Origin of the sequence: Conexibacter sp. CPCC 205762, assembly GCF_030646155.1 — a bacterium.
Classification (GTDB): Bacteria; Actinomycetota; Thermoleophilia; order Solirubrobacterales; family Solirubrobacteraceae; genus Conexibacter.
This window is the reverse complement of the sequence record NZ_JAUTDN010000085.1, coordinates 1-6,111: the sequence shown is the minus strand read 5'-3', so window position 1 is coordinate 6,111 and position 6,111 is coordinate 1. Positions and strand designations below refer to the sequence as shown.

Sequence of the window (6,111 nt, the reverse complement as noted above, 5' to 3'; positions counted from 1 at the left end):
CTTGGCCTCCGACTTGGCCGCGCCCGCCTCCACCGCGCGCGCCGCCGCGCCCGCGCCCGCCGCCCTCGCCGCCTCTCCCACCCCCGCGCCCGAGCTGCGCCACCTGCTCCGCCGCGTCGGGCGCGGCCAGCCGCTCCTGCATGTCGGAGATGCGCGGCTTCAGCTGCTCCCCGTGCGAGCTGCGGGCGCGCAGCAGCCGCAGCAGCGGCGCGACCGCCGCGGCGCGCACGAGCACCGTCAGCGCCAGCCCGCCGGCCGCGATCGCCGCCGCGGCGCCGACGCCGGTCGCCTCGCCGCGGACCTCGTCGACGATGCCGGACAGCTCCAGGCCCATCACGAGGAAGACGCCGCCCTCGAGGATCAGCTCGACGGTGCGCCAGTTCTGCGCGTCGGAGAGGCGGTGCTGGGGCGACAGCAGCCGCGGCGCTCCATGGCCGGTGACCAAGCCCGCCACGACCGCCGCGACGAGGCCGGAGGCACCGGCCTCCTCGGCCGGGATCGAGGCGATGAACGGGACCGTGAACGAGATCAGCGTGTTGACGGTCGCGTCCTGCACCCGCGCGCGCACGAACAGGTTCAGGTGCCCGGCGAGCATGCCGATCGCGACCGCCGCGACGACCGCGAAGAGGAAGTCGCCGAGCACGCCGAATGCCGACACCGACGCCGCCGTGCCGGCGATCGCGGTGCGCAGGATCACGAGCGCGGTCGCGTCGTTGAGCAGGCTCTCGCCCTCCAGCACCGCGACGATCCGCGGCGAGACGCCGATCCGCTTGACGATCGAGGTCGCGACCGCATCGGTCGGGCTGACGATCGCCCCCAGCGCGATCCCCCAGGCGAGGCTGAGATCGGGGATCACCCAGCTGAAGAACAGCCCCAGCACGACCGCCGTCACGATCACCAGCACGACCGACAGGCCGCTGATCGCGGTGAACTCGCGCCGGAAGTCCATCGCCGGCATCGAGACCGCGGCCGAGTAGAGCAGCGGCGGCAGCACGCCGGCGAGGATCCACTCCGGCTCCAGCTCGACGTCCGGCGTGAACGGCAAGACGCTGACGACGATCCCGGCGACCACCAGCAGCAGCGGCGGCGCCACCCGCAGCCGTGGGCCGAGCACCGCCGCGGCAGCGATCGTCAGCAGCCCCGCGACGACAACGGTCAGCGCCTCCACCGCAGGCAGGTTACGCCGTCGCGCGGGTGCGACGCCTGCCGGCGGCGGAGGTCAGCACCGCCGGCGCACGGGCGCCGGCGGCATCTGACGCGTCGCGTCTAGTTGATGCCTCTGTTGACGTAGGCGGAGACGTCGTCGATCTCCGGCTGGGAGAGCGAGTCTCTGAAGCCCGGCATGCCGCCGCCGCCCTCTTCGACCTGTCTCTGCGTCGGGTCGAAGTTCTTCGCGTCGGGGATCGCGGTGAGGTCGGGGCCGCCGTTGCCGCCTCTGCCGTCGGCGCCGTGGCAGACGGCGCAGTTGTCGGCGAAGACCGTTCTGCCGTTCTCCGGGTTCGGTCTGGCGGAGACGTCTCTGCCGGCGTCGCCGCCCGCGGCCGCGTCATCGCCGCCCTCGTCTCTCGGATCCTCGCCGGCGTGGGTGATCGCCTCGCCCGGCGTCTGGATCCCGTCGAGCTGGTTCATCTCGCCGTCGAGCGAGAAGACCCACAGGTTCGCGCCGTGGGGCGAGCCGGCGAGCGCGTTGCCGCCGGCGACGATGGCGACCTTCTGTCTGCCGTCGACCTCGAAGACGGAGGCGGCGGCGTTGGCGCCGGCGCCGGTCTGGAAGGACCACAGCTGTCTGCCGGTGCGCGCGTCGAGCGCGACCAGATGGCCGTCGTTCTTGCCGACGAAGACGAGGTTGCCGGCCGTGGTCGCGGAGCCGCTGTAACACGACTCCGGTCTGCCTCTCTCGTTCTTCAGCTTGTACGACCAGACCGGCTCGTTCGTGTTCGCGTCGAGCGCGGTCAGGTAGCCGGGCGTGTTGAAGCCGAGCGAGCCGAGCCCGCCGCCGAGCTGGACCGCGCCCTCGGTGAAGACGCCGTCCTGCGGGGCCATCGCCGACCAGCCGACGCTCTCCTGGCCGCAGACGTAGAGCATGTTCGTGTCCGGGCTGTACGACATCGGCGCCCACGTCGTGCCGCCGGACGGCGCGCCGATCGTGATCGCCGCGCCGCGCTCGGTGCCCGACGGGTTGAACACCAGCGACGCCGGATCGCCGTCGACCGGGCGGTTGATTCTCACCGTTCTCGCGTTCGGGATCGCCGGCGAGGTGCGGATCATCTGCTCCAGCGCCTTGTACTGCTCGTCCGTGACCCTGTCGGGCATCAGCATCGGCGTGGAGGGGATCCACTGCGTCGCGGCCGACTTGTTCTCCGGCGCCTGCGGGACCGGCGTCTCTCTGCCCGGGTAGATCGGTCTGCCGTCACGACGATCGACCGCGTACACCCACGGCATCTTCGGCGCGATCGCCGCCGCGGGCACCTTCTCGCCGTTGATTTCCGCGTCGTACAGCACGACCGGGCTGGAGACCGTGTTGTCCCACAGATCGTGGTGGACCAGCTGGAAGTGCCACTTGTATCTGCCCGTCGTCGCATCGACCGCGACGATCGAGTTCGAGTACAGGTTGTCGCCGCCGCGGCTGGAGCCGTTGACGTCGGGACCGCCCGTGCTGGTGCCGAAGATCAGCAGGTTGCGCTCCTTGTCGATCGCGGGCGCGTTCCACAGGCCCGACCCGCCGAATCTGGCCGAGTCGCCCTCCCACGTCGGATCGGCGTCCGGATCGTTGCCGTCGCCCGTCGTCCAGAACTTCCACTTGATCTCGCCCGTCTCCGCATCCAGCGCGGTCAGACGGCCTCTCGCGAGGAACTCCGAGCCGGAGTTGCCGATGTAGACGAGGCCTCTGTAATAGAGCGGCGCGGCGATCGAGGTGGCGTTGTTCTTGTGCCAGTCGAAGACCTTCGACTCCCACTTGACTCTGCCGTTGCGGAGGTCGATCGCCTGCACCTTGCCGTCGATCCGCGACGAGTACAGGGTGTCCGTGCCGTTGTACCCGAGGCCGCGCGACTCCCAGCCGCAGCAGACCGTCGTGATCTCCGGATCGAGATTGCCGGGCAGCTTCCAGACGACCTCTCTCGTGCGCGTGTCGACCGCGAAGACGTCGTTCTCACCGGTCGAGATGTAGAGCGTGCCGTTGATCGCGAGGATGTTCTCCTCGTGCGAGTACTTCGCCGCCGTGCCCGAGGCGAGGTCGAGCATGAAGTCGCCCTTGAGGTTCGCGACGTTGCTCGTGTCGATCTGTCTCAGCGGCGAGTGGAACGTGTGACCGTAGTCACCACCGGTCACCGGCCAGTTCGCGCTCGCCGGCTTGAACGGATCGATCGTGCCCGCGGCTGGCACGGGGCTGCTGTCGCTGGAGTCGACGCTCGACGTCGTCTTGCCGTCGTTCTTGTCGTCTCCACCGCAGCCCGCCAGCAGCGCCAGCAGCACCACGGCGACGAGCGCCGCGAACCCTGGCCCGAGCCAGCGCCTCGCTCTCCCGGCGGTCGGACTGCCTGTGCTCGAGCTGTTCATGTCGTTCCTCCTCACGCCGGCGACGGCGCCCCTTCTGACTTGCCTGATGACATCAAATGCCTAAAGGCACAGGATGCCATAGGTCACGCACAGCTCGCCTTTAGGCTCCAGATATTTCCGTCTGAGAAGGATTCACGACCCGTCACGCTAAAAGGCACCCTGTGCCAGTTTGCCCTACACTCCCGTTCGCGACAGGCGCCGGCGCCCGCACCGCCCTCCCATTGCGACGGGCGCCGGCGCCACTTTCCCCGCGCGATCGGCGACACTTCGCGGGTGACCACGACGCAGCCCGCGGGCTCGATGCGCGAGCGCAAGAAGGCCGCCGCCAAGGCCGCGGTCGTCAGCGCCGCGATCAGCCTCTTCAGCGAGCGCGGCTACGACGCCGTCTCGGTCGCCGAGATCTGCGAGGCCGCGGACATCGCCCGGCGCAGCTTCTTCCGCTACTTCGGCACGAAGGAAGACCTGATCCTCGAGCCGTATCGGGCGATGGACGCCCGCGTCCACCGCTCCATCGCCGCCGCCCCAGCGGAGCTGAGCGACCGCGAGGTGTTCGAGCGCGCGCTGCGCGACCTCGCCGTCTACATGCTCGGCAACTGGGACGACCTGATCGGCACCTTCCAGATCCTCGAGCGCGCGACCACCCTGCGCGGCACCGTCAACGCCCAGCTCGCCGACCAGGAGCGCGGCCTCGCCGACGCGCTGCTGCAGCGGCGCTCGGACCCGAGCGCGCCGGACTGGCAGACGCTGCTGCTGGTCGGCCGGGCGACGGCGGCCTACCGCGTCTGGCTCAGCGAGATGCGCACGACCGCCGTCAGCGACCCGCTCGACCTGCTGGAGACGATCTTCCAGGCGCAGACATAGCGCGCTCGGCCCCCAGAACGAGAAAGGCCCGCTCCGGGGAGCGGGCCTTCCTGCGATGCGGCTGAGAGGACTTGAACCTCCACGAGCCGAAGCTCACAGGCACCTGAAGCCTGCGCGTCTACCGATTCCGCCACAGCCGCGTGGATCGGTCCCGGAAAGGTACACGGTCCGCGCGCGCGATGAGTCCCGGTCCGCCGACCCGACCCGCACCCCGCCGCCCACTCCCCCTTTGCTACTCTGAACGCCGCGCCGTTGCTCCGGCAACTCGCGCAGTCCTGCCGCTATCGTCTAGGGGACTAGGACGCCGCCCTCTCACGGCGGAAACCGGGGTTCGAATCCCCGTAGCGGTACTCCGAGAAAGCCCTGCAAACGCGGGGCTTTCTCCGTTTCTGGTCAGGAACAGCGAGTGGCCGCGGTCCTGGTTCTTGCACATTCCTTGCACAGCAGCCGAACTTCCCGCTTCCGCGACGCGCTTGGCGACCTCCGCGCGCGCCGCACGAATCTCTGCCTCGGGATCGATCGGATCAGCGTCCTCGTACTCCTCGAACAGGTGGCCGCAGGTGTCGAGAACGAGCCGCTCCGACGTGCCGGGTCTTCTGGCGACGTAGTGGACATTCCGGCCCTCGGCGAGATAGAGCGAGGCGGCGCCATGCCGGAGGTCGTACGGCCGCGGGATCACGATCGTCCTGGCGAACTTGCACGCCTTGCCCCAGGTTCTCGCGCGCCAGACCTGCCAGTCGCCCTTCGTCCAGCCGTGCTCGTCATCGACCCCGGACAAGATCAACTGGTCCAGCGGCGGCTCACCGAGCGCGACGCAGTAGGCGTAGAAGACCTCCAAGAGGCGCGCCGCGCGTCTCTCGCGAGCGTCGTCGTGCCAGCGCGTTGAGCGCCGTGTTGTACGCGATCCGCAGCAGCCACGTGCGAAACGATGCCTCGCTACGGAACCCGCTCAAGGAGTGGAAGGCACGCAGGAACGTGCCCTGCGTCACGTCCTCCGCCTCATCGGCTCCGACGAGCCGCGTCGCGATCCGGTGCACCGGCCGCCGGTACTCGACCACGAGCCGCTCGAACGCGTCAAGATCGCCTCGCTGCGCCAGTCGCACAAGCCGCTGCGTCTCCTCGGCCACGGCGGCAGCTTAGCCGAGCGGCCGGCTCACTTCGCAGCCTGAGCCGCCCAATCCCTCGCGCGCAGCGGTCGCGCTGCTTCGTGGAGACGTTCGGCAGCCAACGGCTCGATCAGGCGGTCGCCCTCACCACGCCGCGTACCGGCGCACGCGAACTGCTGCGTGAGGCCGACCTTGCGCTGTGCGCCGCCAAGACCGCCGAACACGGATCTGACGCCACGGCGCACGACTGAGTGGAGGACGCCGTCTGTAAGCGAAGGACCGGCCCCGAATCGGGAACGCGAAGCGACGTCGAGCGATCGCGCAGCGTTCAGCGCTCGATCAGATGGCCAGACACCACGCGCTCACCGGGCTGCGCAACCGCCTGGGTGAATCCTCCGCATTCGGTGTTGATTCAAGGGCTTGGGAAGGACGCTATCGAGCCGTGTCGCCGCCGGGCAGCAGCAGCGCCGGCAGGAACGCGATCGCGGAGAGGCCCAGCACCCACGCGAAGGTCGTGCTGAAGGCGTCGGCGACCCCCTCCGGCCCGGATGCGCCCTTCAGCGCGTGCTGGAGGATCACGGCGAGG

Annotated in this window: 5 protein-coding genes and 2 tRNA genes; 3 read left to right on the top strand and 4 right to left on the bottom strand. The window is 69.8% G+C overall.

Annotation, left to right across the window (positions count from 1 at the left end; genetic code table 11):
* The coding region (locus Q7L73_RS28415) for a sodium:proton antiporter (protein ID WP_304715784.1) at window positions 1–1,168 on the bottom strand (1,168 nt) is incomplete at its 3' end.
* Window positions 1,169–1,266: 98 nt separating this feature from the next.
* Window positions 1,267–3,558: a PQQ-binding-like beta-propeller repeat protein gene (locus Q7L73_RS28410; RefSeq protein WP_304696265.1), complete on the bottom strand. Its 2,292-nt coding sequence runs from the start codon at window positions 3,556–3,558 to the stop codon at window positions 1,267–1,269.
* 273 nt (window positions 3,559–3,831) lie between these two features.
* On the opposite strand from Q7L73_RS28410, the gene Q7L73_RS28405 reads away from it, so the two are divergent.
* Window positions 3,832–4,419 (top strand): TetR/AcrR family transcriptional regulator, encoded by a 588-nt coding sequence (locus tag Q7L73_RS28405; protein ID WP_304696263.1) that lies wholly within the window; start codon window positions 3,832–3,834, stop codon window positions 4,417–4,419.
* A 56-nt stretch (window positions 4,420–4,475) separates the two neighbouring features.
* Here Q7L73_RS28405 and Q7L73_RS28400 read toward each other — a convergent pair.
* Window positions 4,476–4,559, bottom strand: a tRNA-Leu gene (locus Q7L73_RS28400).
* Window positions 4,560–4,696: 137 nt separating this feature from the next.
* On the opposite strand from Q7L73_RS28400, the gene Q7L73_RS28395 reads away from it, so the two are divergent.
* A tRNA-Glu gene (locus tag Q7L73_RS28395) sits at window positions 4,697–4,769 on the top strand.
* Between the two features lie 450 nt (window positions 4,770–5,219).
* Here the strand turns inward: Q7L73_RS28395 and Q7L73_RS28390 are convergent.
* Window positions 5,220–5,546, bottom strand: a complete 327-nt coding sequence (locus tag Q7L73_RS28390; RefSeq protein ID WP_304696261.1) for a sigma-70 family RNA polymerase sigma factor — start codon at window positions 5,544–5,546, stop codon at window positions 5,220–5,222.
* An 80-nt stretch (window positions 5,547–5,626) separates the two neighbouring features.
* On the opposite strand from Q7L73_RS28390, the gene Q7L73_RS28385 reads away from it, so the two are divergent.
* Entirely contained in the window at window positions 5,627–5,776 is a 150-nt protein-coding gene (locus Q7L73_RS28385) for a hypothetical protein (RefSeq protein WP_304696259.1), read from the top strand.
* Window positions 5,777–6,111 lie beyond the last annotated feature (335 nt).